The 19,534-nt window shown below is 67.7% G+C and carries 15 protein-coding genes and 3 pseudogenes; 7 read left to right on the top strand and 11 right to left on the bottom strand.

Annotation, left to right across the window (positions count from 1 at the left end):
- Nucleotides 1–24: 24 nt before the first annotated feature.
- Both boxB and boxA read left to right on the top strand, forming a co-directional pair.
- Entirely contained in the window at nucleotides 25–1,452 is a 1,428-nt protein-coding gene (gene boxB / locus OJJOAM_RS25525; RefSeq protein WP_422650323.1) for a benzoyl-CoA 2,3-epoxidase subunit BoxB, read from the top strand.
- Between the two features lie 94 nt (nucleotides 1,453–1,546).
- Nucleotides 1,547–2,836 carry a benzoyl-CoA 2,3-epoxidase subunit BoxA gene (boxA, locus tag OJJOAM_RS25520; RefSeq protein ID WP_422650322.1) on the top strand — a complete coding sequence of 430 codons (1,290 nt, stop codon included), beginning with the start codon at nucleotides 1,547–1,549 and terminating at the stop codon, nucleotides 2,834–2,836.
- Nucleotides 2,837–2,936: 100 nt separating this feature from the next.
- Here boxA and OJJOAM_RS25515 read toward each other — a convergent pair whose 3' ends face one another.
- From OJJOAM_RS25515 to OJJOAM_RS25500, 4 genes are all read right to left on the bottom strand, one after another.
- Nucleotides 2,937–4,136, bottom strand: coding sequence for a CaiB/BaiF CoA transferase family protein (locus OJJOAM_RS25515; RefSeq protein WP_422650321.1), 1,200 nt, complete (start codon nucleotides 4,134–4,136; stop codon nucleotides 2,937–2,939).
- A 13-nt stretch (nucleotides 4,137–4,149) separates the two neighbouring features.
- The gene (locus tag OJJOAM_RS25510; RefSeq protein WP_422650320.1) at nucleotides 4,150–5,133 is read right to left on the bottom strand and encodes a tripartite tricarboxylate transporter substrate binding protein; all 984 of its coding nucleotides are present in this window, start codon (nucleotides 5,131–5,133) and stop codon (nucleotides 4,150–4,152) included.
- A gap of 89 nt (nucleotides 5,134–5,222) precedes the next feature.
- A complete protein-coding gene (locus OJJOAM_RS25505) occupies nucleotides 5,223–6,434 on the bottom strand; it encodes an acyl-CoA dehydrogenase family protein (protein WP_422650319.1) in 1,212 nt (403 codons plus the stop codon).
- A gap of 73 nt (nucleotides 6,435–6,507) precedes the next feature.
- Entirely contained in the window at nucleotides 6,508–8,061 is a 1,554-nt protein-coding gene (locus OJJOAM_RS25500; RefSeq protein WP_422650318.1) for an AMP-binding protein, read from the bottom strand.
- 107 nt (nucleotides 8,062–8,168) lie between these two features.
- Here OJJOAM_RS25500 and OJJOAM_RS25495 point away from each other — a divergent pair.
- Nucleotides 8,169–9,060, top strand: a pseudogene (locus OJJOAM_RS25495) (LysR family transcriptional regulator).
- A 141-nt stretch (nucleotides 9,061–9,201) separates the two neighbouring features.
- Here OJJOAM_RS25495 and OJJOAM_RS25490 read toward each other — a convergent pair.
- Both OJJOAM_RS25490 and OJJOAM_RS25485 read right to left on the bottom strand, forming a co-directional pair.
- Nucleotides 9,202–9,621 carry a hypothetical protein gene (locus OJJOAM_RS25490; RefSeq protein ID WP_422650317.1) on the bottom strand — a complete coding sequence of 140 codons (420 nt, stop codon included), beginning with the start codon at nucleotides 9,619–9,621 and terminating at the stop codon, nucleotides 9,202–9,204.
- Between the two features lie 70 nt (nucleotides 9,622–9,691).
- Nucleotides 9,692–11,787 (bottom strand): annotated as a pseudogene (locus OJJOAM_RS25485) (TonB-dependent receptor).
- A gap of 446 nt (nucleotides 11,788–12,233) precedes the next feature.
- Here OJJOAM_RS25485 and OJJOAM_RS25480 point away from each other — a divergent pair.
- Nucleotides 12,234–12,812, top strand: a complete 579-nt coding sequence (locus OJJOAM_RS25480; protein WP_422650316.1) for a DUF2062 domain-containing protein — start codon at nucleotides 12,234–12,236, stop codon at nucleotides 12,810–12,812.
- 61 nt (nucleotides 12,813–12,873) lie between these two features.
- On the opposite strand, the gene OJJOAM_RS25475 is transcribed toward OJJOAM_RS25480, so the two are convergent.
- A complete protein-coding gene (locus OJJOAM_RS25475; protein WP_422650315.1) occupies nucleotides 12,874–13,698 on the bottom strand; it encodes an HpcH/HpaI aldolase family protein in 825 nt (274 codons plus the stop codon).
- A gap of 270 nt (nucleotides 13,699–13,968) precedes the next feature.
- On the opposite strand from OJJOAM_RS25475, the gene OJJOAM_RS25470 reads away from it, so the two are divergent.
- Nucleotides 13,969–14,154 carry a hypothetical protein gene (locus OJJOAM_RS25470; RefSeq protein WP_006575737.1) on the top strand — a complete coding sequence of 62 codons (186 nt, stop codon included), beginning with the start codon at nucleotides 13,969–13,971 and terminating at the stop codon, nucleotides 14,152–14,154.
- 391 nt (nucleotides 14,155–14,545) lie between these two features.
- Here the strand turns inward: OJJOAM_RS25470 and OJJOAM_RS25465 are convergent.
- The 4 genes and pseudogenes from OJJOAM_RS25465 to OJJOAM_RS25450 all read right to left on the bottom strand — a co-directional run.
- Nucleotides 14,546–14,824 (bottom strand): annotated as a pseudogene (locus OJJOAM_RS25465) (2Fe-2S iron-sulfur cluster-binding protein); the annotation flags it as partial.
- Nucleotides 14,825–14,893: 69 nt separating this feature from the next.
- Nucleotides 14,894–15,187 carry a ferredoxin gene (locus OJJOAM_RS25460; RefSeq protein WP_422650314.1) on the bottom strand — a complete coding sequence of 98 codons (294 nt, stop codon included), beginning with the start codon at nucleotides 15,185–15,187 and terminating at the stop codon, nucleotides 14,894–14,896.
- Between the two features lie 25 nt (nucleotides 15,188–15,212).
- The gene (locus OJJOAM_RS25455) at nucleotides 15,213–15,581 is read right to left on the bottom strand and encodes a 2Fe-2S iron-sulfur cluster-binding protein (RefSeq protein ID WP_422650313.1); all 369 of its coding nucleotides are present in this window, start codon (nucleotides 15,579–15,581) and stop codon (nucleotides 15,213–15,215) included.
- A gap of 118 nt (nucleotides 15,582–15,699) precedes the next feature.
- Complete coding sequence (locus OJJOAM_RS25450) at nucleotides 15,700–17,238, bottom strand: hypothetical protein (RefSeq protein WP_149319951.1); 1,539 nt, start codon at nucleotides 17,236–17,238, stop codon at nucleotides 15,700–15,702.
- A 443-nt stretch (nucleotides 17,239–17,681) separates the two neighbouring features.
- On the opposite strand from OJJOAM_RS25450, the gene OJJOAM_RS25445 reads away from it, so the two are divergent.
- On the top strand, nucleotides 17,682–18,380 hold the full coding sequence (locus OJJOAM_RS25445; protein ID WP_422651064.1) for a TSUP family transporter: 699 nt from the start codon (nucleotides 17,682–17,684) through the stop codon (nucleotides 18,378–18,380).
- Nucleotides 18,381–18,482: 102 nt separating this feature from the next.
- The gene (locus OJJOAM_RS25440; RefSeq protein WP_422650312.1) at nucleotides 18,483–19,409 is read left to right on the top strand and encodes an ornithine cyclodeaminase family protein; all 927 of its coding nucleotides are present in this window, start codon (nucleotides 18,483–18,485) and stop codon (nucleotides 19,407–19,409) included.
- The last annotated feature ends 125 nt before the right edge of the window (nucleotides 19,410–19,534 follow it).

Here is a 19,534-nt window from a genome sequence, read left to right as displayed (position 1 = left end):
CGACATATCACCGGGAGACCAACGATGTCCGGTATCAACTACAGCGAGAAGATCCCCAACAACGTCAACCTCAGCGAGGACCGCACGCTGCAGCGCGCGCTGGAGCAGTGGCAGCCGAACTACCTGAGCTGGTGGAACGACATGGGCCCGGACGGCTCGCAGAACTTCGACGTCTACCTGCGCACCGCGATCAGCGTGGATCCGCAGGGCTGGGCGCAGTTCGGCTACGTCAAGATGCCGGACTATCGCTGGGGCATCTTCCTGAACCCGGCGGAGCAGGGCCGCAAAATCCATTTCGGCGACCACAAGGGCGAGGACGCGTGGCAGGACGTGCCGGGCGAATACCGCGCCAACCTGCGCCGCATCATCGTGACGCAGGGCGATACCGAGCCGGCCTCGGTCGAGCAGCAGCGCCATCTGGGCCTGACCGCGCCGAGCATGTACGACCTGCGCAACCTGTTCCAGGTCAACGTCGAGGAAGGCCGCCACCTGTGGGCGATGGTCTATCTGCTGCACAAGTACTTCGGCCGCGACGGCCGCGAGGAAGGCGAGGCGCTGCTCGAGCGCCGCAGCGGCGAGCAGGACAACCCGCGCATCCTGCAGGCGTTCAACGAGCGCACGCCGGACTGGCTGTCGTTCTTCATGTTCACCTACTTCACCGACCGCGACGGCAAGTTCCAGCTGTGCGCGCTGGCCGAGAGCGCGTTCGATCCGCTGGCTCGCACGACCAAGTTCATGCTGACCGAGGAAGCGCACCACATGTTCGTCGGCGAGTCGGGCGTCTCGCGCGTGATCCAGCGCACCTGCCAGGTGATGAACGAACTGAAGACCGACGACCCGGGCAAGCTGCGCGCCGCGGGCGTGATCGATCTGCCGACCATCCAGCGCTACCTGAACTTCCACTACAGCGTGACCATCGACCTGTTCGGCGCCGACGAGTCGAGCAATGCCGCGACCTTCTACAGCACCGGCCTGAAGGGCCGCTTCGAGGAAGGCAAGCGCAACGACGACCATCTGCTCAAGGACAGCACCTACCGCGTGCTGCAGGCCTCGGGCGGCCAGCTGGTCGAGAAGGAAGTGCCGATGCTGAACGCGCTGAACGAGGTGCTACGCGACGACTACATCAAGGACAGCGTGGCCGGCGTCGAGCGCTGGAACCGCGTCATGGACAAGGCGGGCATTCCATTCCGGCTGAAGGTTCCGCACAAGGCCTTCCATCGCAATATCGGCGCGCTGGCCGGCGTCAAGGTGTCGCCGGACGGCCGCGTGATCTCGGAGGCCGAATGGCAGGCCAATGTCGACCAGTGGCTGCCGAGCGCGGAGGATCGCGCCTTCGTCGCCAGCCTGATGGGCCGCGTGGTGGAGCCGGGCAAGTTCGCCAACTGGATCGCGCCGCCGGCGATGGGCGTCAACCGCCAGCCGGTGGATTTCGAATACGTGCGCTTCAACTGAGCGGCGAGAGTAGCGGCAATAACGGCAGCAACAACGACAGCGACCGCGCGTGACCGAACGTAGCGCCGAGCCGCGGCAGCATCTGGAGACGGCCATGGATATGGCAGACATGCAAATCATCAAGCAGCATCTGATCGACCCCGAGATCTGCATTCGCTGCAATACCTGCGAGATGACCTGCCCGGTCAACGCGATCACGCACGATTCGCGCAACTACGTGGTCGACGCCGACAAGTGCAATCTGTGCATGGCCTGCGTATCGCCGTGCCCGACCGGCTCGATCGACAACTGGCGCATGGTGCCGCGCACGCGGCCCTATACGCTGGACGAACAGCTGGGCTGGGACACGCTTCCCGAAGAACTGAGCAGCGAGCAGCTGGCCGCCAGCGGCGTCGGTGCCGAGGCGATCGCCGAAGCGCAGGCGCTGGAGGCGGTCGAAGAGCCGGTCGATCCCGCGCTGGCGCAGATCGCCCCGTTCAACAGCGCGCAATACGGCGCCACGCTGCCGCCGTGGTCGGCCGCGCATTGCTACACCAATCTGTACGGGCCGAAGTCGGCGATCAAGTCGATCACCGCCACTGTGGTCGGCAATGTGCGCGTGACCGAGGTCGGCCGCGACTACGACACCCATCATCTTGTGCTGGACTTCGGCGCGATGCCCTTCCCGGTGCTGGAGGGCCAGTCGATCGGCATCGTGCCGCCGGGCGTCGACGAGCAGGGCCGCCCGCATCATGCGCGCCAGTACTCGGTGGCGAGCCCGCGCAACGGCGAGCGGCCGGGCTACAACAACCTGTCGCTGACGATCAAGCGCGTGCTGGAGGACCACCAGGGCAATCCGGTGCGCGGCGTGGCCTCGAACTACCTGTGCGACCTGCAGGTGGGCGACACGGTCGAGGTGATCGGCCCCTTCGGCAACAGCTTCCTGATGCCGAACCATCCGCGCTCGAACATCGTGATGATCTGCACCGGCACCGGCAGCGCGCCGATGCGGGCGATGACCGAATGGCGCCGGCGCCTGCGCAAGTCCGGCAAGTTCGAGGGCGGCAAGCTGATGCTGTTCTTCGGCGCCCGCACGCGCGAGGAGCTGCCGTACTTCGGGCCGCTGCAAAGCCTGCCCAAGGACTTCATCGATATCAACCTGGCGTTCTCGCGCACGCCGGGGCAGCCCAAGCGCTATGTGCAGGACGTGATGCGCGAGCGCGCCGCCGACCTGGCCGTGCTGCTGGCCGATCCGGACAGCTACTTCTATGTCTGCGGCCTGAAGAGCATGGAGGAGGGCGTGGTGCTGGCGCTGCGCGATATTGCCGAGCAGGCCGGTCTCGATTGGGAGGCGGTGGCCGCTTCGCTCAAGCGCGAAGGGCGGCTGCATCTGGAGACGTACTGAGCTCGGGACGTACCGAGCAAGCGGTCGCGCGGACCGGGTTTGACGTTCTTGATGTTGCCAGGGCCGGCCGCCGCGGAAACGCGGGGCCGGTCTTGTTCGTTCAGTCCGCGGACCAGCGTGGCGCGTGCTCGCCCAACGCCGCCACGTGGTCGTCGCCATCGGGCAGGCCCAGCGAGAAGCGCACCGGAAAGCGGACGGCGACGCGATCCTGATCGGGGTCCGATACCTGACGCACCGTGCCGCGCGCCTGCACATGCGGGTCCCGCAGCAGCTCTTCCGCGTTCAGCACCGGCGAGATCGGCAGATCCACGCCGGCCAGCGTGTCCAGCCACTGCGCCAGCGTGCGGCTGACGAAGATCTGCGCCAGCAGCGCATTGACCTCGACCTTGTGGCGCTGGCGTCCGGCCCGCTCGGCGAAGCGCGGATCCATCAGCGAAGGAAATTTCTCGCCCAGCGCGTCGCGCAGGTTCAGCCAGAACTTGTTCTCCAGAATGCCGAGCGCCAGATGGCGGCCGTCGCGCGTCTCGAACAGGTCGTTCTCCGGCATCACCGTGGGCGAGCGCAGCGGGGCGTCGGCATGCTCGCGCGCGACCCAGGCGCCATGGGCCGTCCACGACAGCACCGCGTCGTGGATCGACACATCGAGGTGCTGGCCGCGCCCATGCTGGCGCGCACTGAGAATCGCGACGGTCAGCGCCAGCGCCGCATAGCTCGAGGCCGCATAGTCCGACACCCGTACGCGTGGCCGCGCGACCTTGTCGCGCACCTGCACCGGCGCGGCCCAGTAGCCGGCCAGTGCCAGATAGTTCAGGTCGTGGCCGGCATGGTCGGCATAGGGGCCGGTCTGGCCGAAGCCCGAGATCGAGCACAGCACGATGGCCGGATTGACCTTGGCCAGTTCGGCGTAATCGAGGCCGAGACGCTGCATCACGCCGGGACGGAAGCCCTCGACCACCGCGTCGGCATCGCGCACCAACTCGAGGAAGGCCGCGCGGCCCTCGGCATCCTGCAGATCGAGCGCGACGGAGCGCTTGCCGCGATTGAACTGGGCGAACACCGAGGCGCTCAACGCGCGCGAGGTATCGCCGACGCCGGGGCGCTCGACCTTGATCACGTCGGCGCCCAGCTGCTGCAGCTGCAGCGTGGCGTGCGGGCCGGGCAGCAGCTGGCTCAGATCGATAATCCTGACGTCGTTCAGGCAGGACCAGTCCGGTTTGGTTGGCGGCTTTGTTGGTGGCTTCGCTGGCGCCTTGGTTGGCGGCTCGCTCGATGGCTCGCTCGATGGCTTGCTCGATGTCATGGCCCGCGCCCGCTCAGCCGATGTCGGCCGTCATGCCGATATCGCGCATCAGCGACGCGTAGCGCTTTGTCTCGGCCGAGACCATCTCGCGGAACTGCGCCGGCGAGGCGCTGCGGCGCAGTTCGCCCGCGCTGGCTTCGAGCATCGCATCGAGCTTGCCGCTGGCCTGCACCTCGTTGATCGCGGTGAACAAACGCTGCGTCAGCGCGGCGGGCATCCCCGCCGGCGCGAACAGCCCGCTCCAGTTGTCGAGCACGAAGCCGGGCGGCAGCGCCTCCGCCAGCGTCGGCACGTCGGGGAAGTAGCGCGAACGCTCGGCCGTGGTCACCGCGAGCGCGCGGACCTGGCCATTGCGCAGGTACGACGTGGCCGTGCTGAGCACCGGCATGCCGAACTGCGTCTGCCCGGTCAGCATCGCCGTCAGGATTTCCGGTGCGCCCTTGTACGGCACGTGGACCGCCTGGGTGCCGGTCTGGTGCAGCATCGATTCGACGGCCAGATGGGCGATGCTCCCCTTGCCGCCGGAGCCGTAGTTCAGCTTGCCCGGTGCGCGCTTCATCGCCGCGATCAGCTCGCCCGCGGTGCGGTACGGCGAGTTGGCGGGGACCACCAGCGCGGTCGGTCCGCCCGACAGCGGCGCGATGCAGGTGAAGTCGCGCGCCGGGTCGTACGGCATCTGCTTGTACATGTGGATGTTGATTACGTGCGTGTTGGCCAGCACGCCGAGCGTGTAGCCGTCCGCCGCGGCCCGCTTGAGTGCGCGGCCGCCCATGATGCCGCCCGCGCCGGGCATGTTCTCGACCACCAGCGGCTGGCCCAGTTTCGGCGCCAGCTCGGCCGACAGCGCGCGCGCCATGTTGTCGGGCGAGGTACCGGCCAGGAAGGGCACGATCAGCCGGATCGGCCGGTTCGGATAGCCGTCGGCCGCGTAGGCGCGCGGCAGGATGCCGCCCAGTGCCGCGGCGCCCGCGGCGGCCAGCCATGTTCTGCGATGCATTTGCTGTCTCCTGTACTGATGTCGCAGTCCGGGCTGCGTCGATGTTCTGCTGCTGCTGCTGTTGCTGGTGCTGCGGGCAACCGGCGGCACTATGCCGCGCCGCGCCCCTTGCCCACCTGCGCCGCCTGCTCCATCAGCGGCTCCAGGATCGCCCGCGCAATGGTGTTGCGCTGGATTTCGCTGGTGCCCGTGAAGATGCGGAACATGCGCAGCTTGCGGAAGGTCTGCTCGACCGGGTGGCCGCGCGTGACGCCCACATTGCCGTGGATCTGCACCGCCTTGTCGGCGATCTCGAAGCAGCGCTCCGACACGAACAGCTTGCAGGCCGCGGCCTTCATGCGCAGGTCTGCGCCGCTGTCGGCCAGCGCGGCGGTCTGCGCGATCATCGCTTCGCACGCCCACAGCGCCGCCGCCATGTCGGCGAGCATGTGCTGGATCGCCTGGAATCGCGCGATCGGGCCGCCGAACTGGCGCCGCTTGCCCGCGTACTGGACGGACGCGCGATACGCGCTGGTCGCCAGCCCCAGCATGCTCGGGCAATGCAGCAGCCGGTTGACGTTGATGCGGGACATGCTGAGCTTGAAGCCGTTGCCCTCGCCGCCGAGGATATTGCCGCGCGGCACGCGCACATCGACCATGCGGATATCGGCATCGATATGCTGGCCCGACATCGGCGTGTATTCGGTGTCAACGGTGACGCCGGGCAGGTCGAGATCGACCAGCACGGCGCTGATCGACGGTGGCGTGGTGCTGGCATCGGTCACGCACAGCACGATGGCGAAGTCCGCGAACGGCGCGCCGCTGATGTAGTGCTTGTGGCCGTTGATGACCAGCTCGTCGCCATCGACTACCGCGGTGGTCGAGATGCTCATCGCATCGGAACCCGAATGCGGCTCGGTCATCGCGAAGCAGGTCGAGCGTTCGCCGCGGATCACCGGGCCGAAATAGCGCTCGATCTGCCCGGGCGTGGCGTACTTCAGCATATTGCCCACGCGCGGCGGTCCGCCCAGGTCGCCCAGCACATGCGGCGCCAACGAGCAGCCGCTGGCGGCGATGTCCGCCTTCAGCGCGCATTGCTCGGCGATGTTCAGGCCCTTGCCGCCCAGTTCGATCGGCAGGCAGGCGGCGTAAAGACCGAGCTCGCTGGAGCGGCGCCAGACCCGGCGCAGCACCTCCTTCGGCCACGGGTCTTCCGAGCCCAGGCCGAGCTCTTGCTCCATCGGGCGCAGTTCCTCGTCGATGAAGCGGCGGATGGCGGCCCGCGTCTCGACCAGCACGGGATTGGTCAGGTATTCGAACATGGCGTCGTTCCTCGGTGTCGTGGGCTTTGGGCGTGTGTCAGTTCGCGTTTCAAGCCGCGTTTCAAGCCGCGTGTCAGTTCACGCGGCGTTCCTGACCCTGCCAATAGCGCTCGCGCACCAGCTTGCGGGCCAGCTTGCCGCTGGCGTTCTTCGGCAACTCGCTGACGAAGTCGATCGAGCGCGGGGTCTTGTAGTCGGCGATGCGCGCACGGCAATGCGCGATCAGGTCGGCCGCGCTCAGCTCGCGGCCCGGCCACAGCGTGACCACGGCCTTGACGCTCTCGCCCCAGGTCGCATCCGGCACGCTGATCACGCAGGCTTCCATCACGTCCGGATGCTGGTACAGCGTGGCTTCCACCTCGGTCGGATAGACGTTGAAGCCGCCGGAGATGATCATGTCCTTCTTGCGATCGACCAGATAGATGAAGCCTTCCTCGTCGACGCGGGCCAGATCGCCGGTATGCAGCCAGCCGTCGATCAGCACCTCGCGGGTCAGCTCGGGCTCGCCCCAGTAGCCCTGGAATACGTCCTCGCCGCGGATCACCAGCTCGCCGATCTCGTCGCCGCTGACTTCCTCGCCGCGCTCGTTGACCACGCGGACTTCGGTCTCGCCCAGCGCGCGGCCGCACGAGGCCAGGCGCTCGGGGCGGTTGGCCAGCGCATCGGCATGGTCGGCGGTGGACAGCCGCGTGACGCCGGAGGTCGATTCGCTGGCGCCGTAGCCCTGCGACAGGATCGGGCCGATGCGCTCCCACGCCTCGCGGATGCGCGCCGGGGCCATCGGCGCGGCGCCATAGGCCAGCGTCTTCAGGCTGGAGAGATCGGCGGTGGCCAGCGACGGCTCGGCCAGCACCATATTGATCATCGCCGGCACCATGAACACATGGGTAATGCGCAGGCGCGCGACCTCGGCGAGGAAATGCGCCGGCTCGAACTTGTCGAACAGCACCAGCGTGGCACCGCAGTACAGGTAGGGCTGCATCAGCATGCCGGAGGCGTGCGTGACCGGGCCGATCAGCGCCAGCCGGTCGCCGGAGCGGGCAGGGCGGTCCATGCCCAGCACGATCTTGCGCAGCGACGCGATGCGGTTGCCGTAGCTCTGCATCGCCGCCTTGATCTTGCCGGTCGAGCCCGACGAGAAATGCAGTACCGCGAGATCGCACGGCTGCGGCGCGTAGTCGGGCGCCTCGGTGCCGCCACGGCTGACGACGTCCTCGTAGTCCAGATAGCCGGGTGCCGCTTCGCCGATTGCGATATAGGTCTCGACCGAGCCGAAGCCGGCCGTCTGCGGGTTGTAGCCGGTGTAGCCGCGGCCCGCGATCATCACGCGCGGTCCGCAGTTCTCGACCACCTGGGTCGCCTCGGCGGCGGTAAAGCGCGGATTGAGCGCCGCCTTGACCAGCCCGGCCTTGAACAGCGCGCATTCGATCTCCACCAGCTCGGTGCAATTGCGCGACTGCACCGCGACGCGGTCGCCCTTGACCAGGCCCAGCCCCAGCAGCGCATTGGCCAGCCGGGTCGAGCGCTCGTCCAGCTGACGATAGCTGAGCGCGCGGTCGCGATACAGCACCGCGGGGCGGTCGCCCCAATAGCGCGCGGCACGCCGCAGGAAATAGGCGAAGGTCATCGAGGTCTCCTTGATCTGCTTTGGCGGCAGTTTGGAAGACGCGGGACATCACTACAATGCTGCATTGGAAATAAAGCCATAACCGACTGGAATGCGAGGGGAGCGGCATGGAGACACGCGATCTGGAATACGTGCTGGAAGTGGCCGCCCACGGCGGCATCGGCCGCGCCGCCGAGGCGCTCGGCATGAGCCAGCCGGCGCTGACCAAGGCGGTGCAGCGGGTGGAAGCGCAGATCGGCCTGCCGCTGTTCGAGCGCACCGCGCTGGGCATGCGGCCGACGCAGGCGGGCGCGGCGTTTATCGACCGCGCCCGGCGCATCCGGCTGGAATACGAGGATGCGCTGGCCGAGATGCGCGGCATCCGGACCGGCGAGCAGGGCGTGCTGCGGCTCGGCTATTCGCCGTCGATTCCAAACCCGGTGGTGCTGGACGCCTGCCGCCAGCTGATGCAGGAGCGGCCCGTCGCGCGGCTGCGGCTGACGCGGCGGATGGCGCGCGACCTGATGGATCCGCTGCTGGCCGGCGAACTGGACCTGGCCATCGCGCCGGTGCCGCGGCAGCGGACCGACGAGTTCGTGGTCCACGACCTGTTCGACGACACGCTGGCGGTGGTTGCCGACGAGGCGCACCCGCTGCATGGCAAGCGCGGCCTGCGGCTCGCCGACCTGGTCGATCAGGAATGGCTGCTGCCCGGCGCGCATATCGTGCTGCGCCAGCAGCTGGAGGCCGCCTTTCAGCAACGCGGCCTGCCGCCGCCGAATCTGCGTGTCGAATCGGATTTCGGCAGCGCCTCGCTGTTCTATCTGATGCGGGGCACGCGGATGCTCAGCATTGCCGGGGCGCAGATGGCCCGGCCCCCTGGCGGGGTTTCGTGCGCTGCAGTTGAGCAGCGAAGAACTCGACTTGCGCCGGCGCGTGGGCGTGATCGCGCGGGCCGGCGCTTATTTATCGCCGCTGGCGCAGCGAATGGTGGCGATCCTGCAGGCGCAGATGAAATAGTCGGGCGGCGTCGAATTGCACCGCGGTCGCGATGATGCCCCGTTGTGCCAGGGGGAATTTCGGCCGAAAGCCGGCGGATTCCGGCTCCGCTTTTTTCGATCCGAGTTGGAAATACAACAGACACATTGATTTAAAAAGATTTCATATCGGCATGCCCGTCTTTGTTGTATTTGTAATGGCCAAAACGGGTTTCCCATCAATAAAAAGGGGTCGGCGCGAGCCAGCGCCAATGCCGATACGATGAAACTTTCTCTCTTCCTGCTGGGAGCAGGAACCCTGGCCGCGATGCTGATGGGCGCCGCCCAGGTAAAGGGCACGCTGGCGAACGCGCCGATCGCGGCCCTGGCGCCGGGCTTTCACGCCGACGGCGACCACTTTGGCGGCAGGCCTTGCGCCGCGCCATGCGCGGATCTGTTCCAGGGCTATGCATGGGCGCTGATGCACGACGTGCGCCACGCGAAGTCCTGTGAAGGGGTACAGCCGGCCTTTCGGGCCGGCTGCATGCAGTACGTCGACGATCTGATCGTGCGGCGGGGCGCGAGAGCGGTGGCGCAGCGCCAAGCCGATGCCGAACCCGCGGGCGAGGCCGCGCAACCGATCGGCCCCACGCCAACGCTGGTTCGCCCGATTGCTACATCCGGTACCGCAACGTCGCCACTGACGCTGCGCGGCGCGCCCGGCAGGTTCAGGTTCGCGTTGGAACCGTGCGCCGACACGATATAGCCCTTGTCGAACAGGTTGTACAGGTTCAGCTGCAGCTCGACCGGTCCGCGCCGGTACCAGGCCATCATGTCGGCCGTGACGTAGCCGGGCAGCGTCACCGTGTTCTGCGGATCGGCCATGCGCGCGCCGATCAGGTTCAGGCCGCCGCCGATGCCGAAGCCGTGGCCCAGCTCCTTGGTGACCCAGAAATTGCCGCTATGCCGCGGCGTCAGCGTGGCGCGCTTGCCTTCCAGCGCGCTGCTCGAGCGGGTGACCTGCGCATCGAGATAGGCGTAGCCGGCCAGCACCTTCCAGCCCTGTCCCAGATCGCCGGCGAACGTCAGCTCGGCGCCGTCGGTGCGCTGTTCGCCGATCGGCATCAGCGCGGTATTGGTGGCATTGGCGACCTTGATATTGGTGCGCTCCAGCCGGAATACCGACACGGTGGTACTGGCGCGGCCGCCGAAGAAATCGTATTTGGCGCCGATTTCGGTATTGCTGGTCTTTTCCGGTTCCAGTTCGGCGTTATTGGCCGCCAGCGAGAAGGTCTCGCCGGAAGGCTGGAATGAACGGCTCCACGACAGGTAATACGACTGCGTCTTCGACGGCTGCCACACCAGGCCCGCGCGCGGGCTCCAGGCATTGTCGGTGCGCGACAGGCCGCGCTGGTTCGGGCGGCGGTCGACGGTCTCCTGCTCGAAGCGGTCGTAGCGCACGCCGACCAGGGCCTTCCACTGTTCGCTCAGCGTGATCATGTCCTGGGTGTAGAGGCCCAGGGTCTTGAAGGTGCCGCGGTTGGTGGTGCCCGGCGTGCCGCCGATCAGCCGCGGCAGCGTCGGCAGCACCGGATTGAACAGGTCGACGGTGGCGACGTTGTTGCGCGAATAGTTGACCAGGTCCTTGTTCTGCTGGCCGACCTCGACGCCGTACAGCAGCTCGTGCTTCATGCCGAACAGCGTGGCCTTCTGCGTCAGGTCGGTCTGGTTGAACCAGCCATGCTCCTCGCGATAGACGTTCGAGCGGTTCAGCGACACGGTGCGGCGTGCCGCGTTGACGGTGCCCGGCAGCGTGTTGTTGCGGTCGAGCGAATAGTTGTAATAGCGCGTCGCGTTGCGGATCGACCATTGGTCGTTGAAGCGATGCGTCAGCGTGGCGGTGCCCGAGTACACCCGCGATCGGCTGTAGTCCACGTCGCGCGCATTGGCCGCGCCGTAGTAGGTGGACGCCGGCACCTCGACCGGGCGGCCGTTGAAGGCCGGAATGCCGAAGTCGGTCACGCGGCGGTCTTCGAGGTAGTCGGCCTGCAGCAGCAGCTTGGTGTCCGGCGCGAGCTTCAGGTCCAGCGACGGCGCAATCGCGGTGCGGTCCAGAAACTGCTGCGAGCGGTAGCTGTCGGCGCGCTGCACCGCGCCGGTGATGCGGAACGCCGCCGCGCCGTCGCCGAACACCCGGCCGACGTCGACCTCGCCGCGCCGGTCGGCCCACGAGCCGTAGCTCAGGCTCAGATCGGTGATATCCAACCCGGGCTTCTTGGTGACCCGGTTGATCAGGCCGCCCGACGAGCCGCGGCCGTACAGCACCGCGGCCGGTCCCTTGATCACCTCGATTCGCTCGACGTTCGACAGGTCGCGGAAATACAGCGCGTCGTCCCGGATGCCGTCGACGAACTGGTCGGCGATCGCGGTGAAGCCGCGGATCGTGACCTGGTCGCGCTGTCCGTCCCCCATGCGAGAAGCCCACCCCCGGCACGTTCTTCAGCGTGTCCTGGATCGAGGTCGCGTGCTGGTCGCGCATGACCTCGGCCGTCACCACGTTCACCGTCTGCGGCACGTCCCGCAGCGGGACATCCATCTTGGTGGCGCTGACCGTATCGGGCGGGTTGTAGCCCTCGCCCAGCTCCCGGTTCGCGCTGGCCTTGACGGTGACCTCCGGCAACGTCTCGGCGCCCTGGGCGCGCGCAGCGGCGGGTGAAAGAACGGACGCCGCCAGCAGGGCAGCGGTAATCGGGTGACGCTTGGCTCGCATTTTGTAATGAACTGTAATATTTTAAGGGAATGCGAATTATTATCATTTCGTAATATGCGGTCAACTGCCTAATCACCCATTCGTGGGGTGTCGCCAACGGCCGTTCCCGGCCGGGTGCTGTTGGAGTAACCTGAGGGAAAAGGACGGCAAAAAGGACGGGAAGAGACGCAGGAGACGGGAAGGAGACCGGAAGAAAACAAGAAGCGGGCGAATTGCGGTATGTTCGCCGCTGCAGGGCGAAGAATTCGCCGCAGATCGCGTCGGAAGACCAGCGCGGGAGTATGCTTGCACGGTAGTCAGCCGCCCCCCTTTACCGATGCCTCCGCTTCGCAACCGCCGCCGCTCCGCCGACTCCCTTCCCCCCGCGCAGTCCCTCGCTCTTCCGCCATTTCCGCCGATTCCTTCCCGATCCCGAACGGCTGCAACAGCACCGATGGCTGCGCTGGATGGGACCGATCCTGCAACACCCTCGTCTGTGGCATGTCAGCCGGCGTGGTATCGCATTGGGCGTGGCGCTGGGGCTGTTTTTCGGCCTGCTGCTGCCCATCGCGCAAATTCCGATGAGCGCCGGCGTGGCGGTGGCCCTGCGCGCCAATGTGCCGGCCGCGGTGGCCAGCACCTTCGTCAGCAATCCATTGACCTTCGGCCCGATCTATTACGCCGCCTGGCGGCTGGGCAGCGCCGTGCTGGGAGAAAGCGGCGAGCCGCCGGCGCCGGAGACGCTGGCGGCTGTCGCGGAACCGGGGGCGATCGTCAATCTCGTTCCGGGTGGCACCGACCCGGCCGCGCAGCCCGCCGAGGTGGAAGAGGAGAGCTGGTGGACGCAGACGCGTCGCCGCCTGCTGGGCGTCGGCAAGCCGCTGCTGGTCGGCCTGGCGCTGATGGCGAGCGTGACCAGCGTGTTGTTCTATTTCGGCGTGTCGTGGGTGTGGGCGCTGCGAACGCGGCTGATCCGACGCCGGCGGGTCAGGGCGGCACGCCAGGAGAACAAGCCCGACGGCCGCGGGCCTGGCGGCGAGCCTTGAAGGCGGCGCGCGTCGATTCGTCGGTAGGCGGATACGGTCCCGGAGCCGAGCGGCCGGCTGCTCAATAGCCGCTGGTGGACGCCGGGTTCACGCCTGCCTGGCCTGGCGTGCGAAAGCGGGCCGCGGTCCCATCCAGGCCGTCGCGCAGCAGCACCGTATCGAGCGCCACGGCGACGAACTGCGCGCCCAGATCGAGGCATTGGCGCGCGCGGGCCTCGTCGACCATCAGAATGCCCGGGGCCTTGCCGCAGGCCCGGATGCGGCGGATGGCGTCGTCGATCGCCTGGTTGACCGCGGGATGGCGCGCCTGGCCGGGGTAGCCAAGGCTGGCGGACAGATCCGCCGGGCCGATGAAGATGCCGTCGATGTCGTCGATCGCGGCGATGGCCTCGATCTGGGCCAGCGCCTCGGCGGTTTCCACCTGCACCAGCAGGCACAGCTCCTCCGCCGCGCGGGCCGCATAGTCCGTGGTGCGGCCGAAGTTCGAGGCGCGCGTCGAGCCGCCCATGCCGCGAATGCCCTCGGGTGCGTAGCGGATCGCCCGTACCGCCGCCTCGGCCTCCTGCGCGTTCTGCACGAAGGGCAGCAGCAGCGTCTGCGCGCCGATGTCGAGGTAGCGCTTGATCAGCACCGGGTCGTTCCATGCCGGCCGCACGACCGCATGGGTCGGCGGCGAGCCCGGCGCGGGCTGCGCGGCGGCGACCGCCTGCAACTGGCTCAGCATCAGCGGCACATCGGTGGGCGTGTGCTCGGTGTCCAGCAGCACCCAGTCGTAACCGGCGCCACCGATCAGCTCGGAAACGAAGGGCGACGGGATGGTGGACCAGACGCCGATCTGGGACTGGCCGGCGCGCAGGGCCTTCTTGAAATGATTGATGGGCAGCATGCTGTCTCCGGGAAGGATTTCGCAATCATTCCATGGCTGCGGCGCGGATACCCATTCGTACCTCTACCGAGCCGGAATCGAGGGGCGGATATCCGGAAATATGTTGCTTCCAGCACAAATTGGGCTCTTTCGGCCCGATGTGATCTTCCCGCGATCGCTTTAGGTGTTGCTTTCCGGCATACGCATTTCTACCTAATGTTGCATTGCGTCAATCCTTTGCCTACAATTCGGGAAAACCCCATAAGGGTTATCCCTGAAAGGAAGGACGCCATGAACACCCAATCCGATATCAAGCTGACCGACCAACTCGAACGCGACCTGATCGAGCGCGAACTCGACGCTCCGCGTCTGGGTTTCGCCTACGACGTCAAGCGTGCCATCGCCGCCGTGCAAGGCGTGCTGGCTCGCCTGCAGTCGGACGCCCGCAAGGCCAAGATCGTCTTCGCGAACGGCTAAGCAGCCAGCTCGACCCCCGCATCGCGACGGTCCCCCGCCGTCGCGCCGCGGTCAGTCCGCGGTTAGCCCCCCTGGTGAGCGCGCGGCCAGCTCTGGTGCCCGCAGTTGGCCCGGAGCTAGCCGCAGTTGGCCCGGAGCCAGCCCGCAGTTGGCCAGCAGCGAGGGTCAGCCAATAGAAAACCGGCCCGGTATCGGCCTCGCAGCCACGCGCTGCGGGACCGATACCGGGCCGGTTTTTTTGCGCCGGCGCTCAGCCAGAGCTGCCTTCCGGTTCTTTCGCATCGCCGGCCGCGGTCGCGACTGCCGGAGCGGCCGGGGCAGGGGCAGGGGCAGGGGCAGCGGAAGGGCCGGGATTCGGCGCAGGGCGGCCCGCCGCCGCGGTGGTGCGAGGCTGCCACGACACACTGATGTCCCCGTTGACGAAGGTCTGGCAGGCGAGCCGGTGGCCGCTCGCCAGTTCCTGCTCGGTCAGCAGCTTCTTCTCCTTGGCCTTGACCTCGTCGGTGTGTTCGAGGCCGCTGTCGATGTGGCACTTGCAGGTTCCGCAAAGGCCGCCGCCGCACTTGAACGGAATGCCGCCCTGTTCGCGCAGCGAGACGCGCAGCAGGTTGCTGTTGGGCGGGGCGGTGGCGGTCTTGCCGTTGTTGCTGACGAAGGTGATCTGGATCATGGCGATGCGCTGCTATCGGGTATCGGGCGTGTTCAGGATTCGAATGGCGTCCGGCGATTCGAATGCGATTCAAATGGCGACCAGCGCCAGCTCCATGCTGCCGAACGAGGCGAGCCGGCGCAGTTCCTCGCGCGCGGCTTCGACGGTGGCGTACTTGTCGAGAAACTTGGTCGGGACATGGTTGACGATGCCGGGCGGCGTTTCCTCGACCACGCGGACCTTGGTCTCGTGGTCGAGCTGGGCGATGACGAAGCGCACGGTGGGTTTGCCGTAGAAGCGGTATTCGTAGCGTTCCACCGGCGTGATGCCGTCGACGGCTTCCGTGCGGAATTGCCCGGGGCGGCTGGTCAGGATGATGTACATGGCGTCGGAGTCGGGAACGGCGCCATCACGTCGGCGACGAGCAGGCCTTGACGCCGGCCGGCACGCGGCCCGCGGCAGCCGCGGATTCCTCGGCCGGCGACAGTTCGTCCTGCGCCAGCTCGATGTCGTGCTCGATCCAGAGCTGGCAGATCAGCCGGTATCCTTGTTCGAGCCGCTCGCCCAGCTGCTTTTTCTCTTTCCAGTTCGGTGGCGGCAGGTGTTCGGCGCCGGCCAGCACGCGGCAGGCGCATTTCGAGCACTTGCCCATGCCGCACTCGTAGCGCAGGTTCGGATAGGGAAACTGCCGGATCCCGGCCCGCACGACGAGGTTGGTGCGGGGCGCGACCTCGTCGCTGTGCAGCTGGCCGTGCCGGTGAAGAAGAACCTTGGGCATGATGTTGTCCTGCTTGTTGCTGTCTACGTGTCTGTCAATCTACGAATGCCGCTATCCACGGATGCCCGTCCACAGACGGCTCGCCGATGGCGCAAGGCAGGGCATGGCGGCGGCCAGGTCAGGACCACAGCAGCATCGCCGCCACGGTCGAGCACGCCAGCCCGATCACCACCGGGATCAGCAGCGCCCGCACCGCGTCGAGCACCGGCACCCGGGCGAAGCCGGCCACCGCGATCAGCGAGGACCAGGCGATCAGCGTGCCCCCACCGGTCCAGACCGCGCCCATCTGGCCGACCGCAGCCAGCGTGGCCGGATCGAAGCCGACCACCGGGCCCAGCGCGCCGGCCAGCGTGCCGGTCAGCGGCAGGCCCGCGAAACCCGAGCCGTCGATGCCGGTGATCATGCCGACCAGCAGCACGCCGAACGCGACCAGCATGTGGTTGTCGGGAATCAGGTGCTGGTACGACTGGATCAGCTCGAACAGCAGGCTGGGCGCCTTGCCCGGCGGCAGGCCGAGAATGTGTGCGGCGGTCTCGCCGGCGCCGACGAAGAAGAAGCCCGCGATCGGCAGCACCGATCCCATCGCCTTGAAGGCGAATACGAAGCCGTCCGTGATGTGCTCGGGGCAGACGTCCAGCATCCGGCGCGGGCCTTCGGCGGCCAGCGTGGCCAGCATCATCAGCACCGCGGCCACGCCACCGACCAGGGCCGCGGCCTCGCCGCCCTTCAGGTCCTGCACGCCGGTGCCCAGCTTGGGCAGCACCATCACGGTGACCACGGCGAGGAAGGCGATCGGCGTCACGATGGCGAAGCACTTCGACCACTTGATGCGCTTGCGCTCGACCATCGACAGGCTGGCCTCGATATTCGATTCGGTGGCCAGCGGCTCTTCATGCGCGGTGGCGCGAGCGATCTCCGCCTTGTCGAAGGTGCCGCCGCCATCGACGCCCAGCGTCGTGCCGCTGGCGCGCTGTTGCCAGCGGTCCAGCAGCGTGCCGCTGGCGGGAACGATGTGCTTGCGCATCGACAGATAGGCCAGGCACAGCGCGATCGCGCCGGTGATGATCGACAGCGTCAGCGCACGGTCCGCGACCACGGCCGCGCTGACCGCGGCGCCGGCCGCCTTGGCGCTGATGCCGGGGGCCACGCCGATTACATAGTCGGAGGACAGCGCCATGCCCTGGCCGGCGATGGCGATCGCCATCGCGCCCGCCAGCGGCGGCAGCCCGGCCGCGATCGCCGCCGGCAGCAGGATGGCGGACACCAGCGGCACCGCGGGCGTCGGCCAGAAGAACAGCGAAATCACATAGGTCACGCCGGCGAGGATGAAGAAGGCGCTGTGCCCGTTCTTCATCACCACGCGGAACGGCTCCACCATGCGGATATCCGAGCGCAGCGTCTTCAGCGCATTGAGCAGCGCGGTCATGAAGGCGATGACCAGGAAGATATTGAACAGCTCCTTGGCGGCCACCAGGCTCGCCGAGAACACGCCCGCCAGCGCGGACACCGGGCTGCCGGTCAGCGCGAACACGACCAGCGCGGTCCCCACGATGGAGGGCACGACGACATTGGCGCGCAGGATCATCGTCAGCACGATGACCGCGACCCCCATGAGATATATCCAGTGCGCGGCACCGATCACGACTTCGTGTTGCATGAAAGCTCCGTGGGGCGAGAGGGTGGTTCGTGTAGCTCGACCGTCCTTCGGCTGGGTCTGAACGGTATACTATATTCCGTATGGCAATGCCGCCAAGCGAAATCGTATACGGATATACGCTGATACCGGAGTGGGGTGGGGCGCCGGAAATCCGCACCAGAACTGGGAAAGATGCGGACAATGAAACACCGCTGCGGTGCGTCGCGAGACGAATCGAGTTGCGTTTTGCTCGCGTCGATATGTAGACTGTATACCAACATGCGCTGCTCAGGTATTCCACCGCTGCGCAGCCGACGCGACGCCCGCATCGCGGCCGCTTGTCCTGTTCCAACCGCCGCTTCGTCATGACAACCACGTTGCCCGCGCTGATTGCCAGTCTGTTGCCGACGCTGTCGCCGGCCACGTCGTTGCTGCCGGCCGTGCCGCTGTCCGAGTACGGATGGATGGGCGCGACGATCTTCGCCGGTGCCTGCCTGCAGGGCGTCGGCGGCATCGGCTTCGCGATGCTGGCGGCGCCTCTGGCCGCGATGTTCTTTCCGCAACTGGTGCCGGGACCGCTGCTGACGATGGGCGGCTGTCTGTCGCTGCTGGCCGCGCTGCGCGAGCGCGAGGCGATCGCCTGGCGGCTGACGGGAACGGCGCTGCTCGGCCGCACGATCGGCGGGCTGATCGGCGTGCTGGCCATTGCGTGGCTGCGGCCGCAGTGGCTGGCGGTGGTGTTCTCGCTATCGATCCTGCTGGCGGTGGCGCTCAGCGCCCTCGGCTGGCGCGTGCGGCCCTCGGCAGGCAATCTCGCCATTGCCGGCACCGCGTCGGGCTTCATGGCGACGCTGACGTCGGCCGGCGCGCCGCCCTTTGCCATCGTGATGCAGCACATGAGTCCGGCCGCGATGCGCGCCACCGTGGGCTGCATCCTCGGTGGCGGGGCGGTGTTGTCGCTGGCGATGCTGGCCGGCGCGGGGCGCTTCGGTATCGCCGACCTGACGCTGAGCGCGCTGCTCGCGCCGTTCCTGCTCGCCGGCTTTGCGGTATCCAGCCGACTCAAGGCGCGTGTCTCGGCCGTCGCCGTGCGCCGGCTGCTGCTGGCGTTGTGCGCGGCCGGCGCGATCGCCGTGCTGGTGCGGCTGGCGCTGCAGGGTTGAGCCGCGGGACCGCTCCGACTCCGACTCCGACTCCGACTCCGACTCCGACTCCGACTCGGACCCGCTTTCCAACTCCATCCATCCACCATCGCAGGAGACCCGATGCAGCACATCACAGACGAAATGGTCGATCGCCACGTCGCACCGGAGGACGTGCAACGCATCATGCTCGAAGCGTTCCGCAGCTTCGGGCAGGGCAGCGCCGCCATGCAGCAGCGCATCCGCACCGAGGCCGGCGGCGTCAAGCTGTCGACGCTGGGCGCGGTGATCCCGGAGCAAGGCGTCGCCGGCGCCAAGGTCTACACCACCATCGAGGGGCAGTTTTCCTTCGTGATCCTGCTGTTCTCGACCGAGGACGGCCGGCCCTTGGCCTCGTTCGATGCGGGCGCGATCACGCGGCTGCGCACGGCGGCCTGTACGGTGGTCGCGGCGCGCCATCTGGCGCGGCCCGACGCCCGCACGCTGGCGCTGTTCGGTGCCGGCACGCAGGGCGCGGCCCACGCGAGGCAGCTGAGCGCCGCGCTGCCGCTCGAGCGCATCCTGCTGTGCGACCCGTACGCGCCGGCCCATATGGCCGAGCGCCTGAGCCAGAGCTGCGGCATCCCCGTGATCCCGGTGAGCGCGACCGAGGCCGAGACCGCCGTTCGCGAGGCCGACATCGTCGTGACGGCCTCGCGCTCGACCACGCCGCTGTTTTCCGGCGAGGCGATCAAGCCCGGGGCCTTCGTGGCGGCGATCGGTTCCAGCCTGCCGCATACGCGCGAACTGGACGACGTGGCGCTGTCGCGCGCCTCGGCGGTGGTCGTCGAATGGAAGCCGCAATCCACGCGCGAAGCCGGCGACATCGTGTTGGCGGGGCAGGGCGTGCTGCCCGAATCGAAGCTGATCGAGCTGGCGGACGTGGTGCTGGGCCGGGCGCAGCCGCGGCGGGGCGAGGACGACATCGTCATCTACAAGTCCGTGGGCGTCGGCCTGGAGGACGTCGCGCTGGCGGGTCTGGCGTGGCGGCGTCTGCAGGCAGCGCGATGAATTTCGAAGCCGCTGGGTCTGCGCGTACGCGGGGACCGCAGCGGCATCGGCGGCGTTTTCGTTGTCCCCGCGCATGCCGGGACCTGGCGACTTGCTTCGCGGTCTGACGCCCGGCCAGCACCGAC

The organism is Cupriavidus sp. H18C1 (genome assembly GCF_049311595.1).
GTDB lineage: Bacteria > Pseudomonadota > Gammaproteobacteria > Burkholderiales > Burkholderiaceae > Cupriavidus > Cupriavidus cauae.
The sequence above is the reverse complement of the archived record's forward strand: the minus strand, read 5'-3'. Positions and strand labels throughout refer to the sequence as shown.